This is a genomic window from Zoogloea sp. LCSB751, assembly GCF_002028455.1.
Classification (GTDB): domain Bacteria; phylum Pseudomonadota; class Gammaproteobacteria; order Burkholderiales; family Rhodocyclaceae; genus Zoogloea.
This window is the reverse complement of the sequence record NZ_MWUM01000089.1, coordinates 1-489: the sequence shown is the minus strand read 5'-3', so window position 1 is coordinate 489 and position 489 is coordinate 1. Positions and strand designations below refer to the sequence as shown.

Annotated in this window: 1 protein-coding gene; it reads right to left on the bottom strand. The window is 64.2% G+C overall.

Translation table 11 applies throughout. From position 1 onward, the window contains the following. On the bottom strand, positions 1-489 hold a 489-nt coding region (locus B4920_RS25865; RefSeq protein WP_139379644.1), incomplete at both ends, for a transposase.

Below are 489 nucleotides of genomic sequence, written 5' to 3'. Positions count from 1 at the left end.
GTACACTGCCCCGCTCCAGCTGCCTTCGCCAGCTTTGCCGACATCGCTGCAACCTTCGCTGGTACTGCTCCCGGCTTAAGCAGCCTTGTTCATAGCCATGCCGGGTTCTGAACACCGTGTCAGCCAGCAGTACCAGCCGGGCTCCGATAGGCTGGTTGACGGCGTCGCTACTCTCGGCAATCGCCGCCACGTTGCGCAGCACATGCGCCCAGCACAGTTGGCGCTGGGCGCTGTCGATGAAGCGGTATCCCGCATACTGGTCGGTCACCAGCACCCCATCAAGCTCACTGCCCAGCAACCGCTTCGCTGCCTCCTGACCGCGGCCAAACGCCGTCATGAAGCAGACCGCGACCTTGCTCAGGGCCAGCCACATCCAGCGTCGCTCACCGCCCCGCTGGTGCCGGGTTTCATCGGCATGGATGATGGCGGCAGACTGCACTTGCTGTTTGATGGCTTGGTGGGTCGGGGTGAGCATGGCGCTGACCCGGC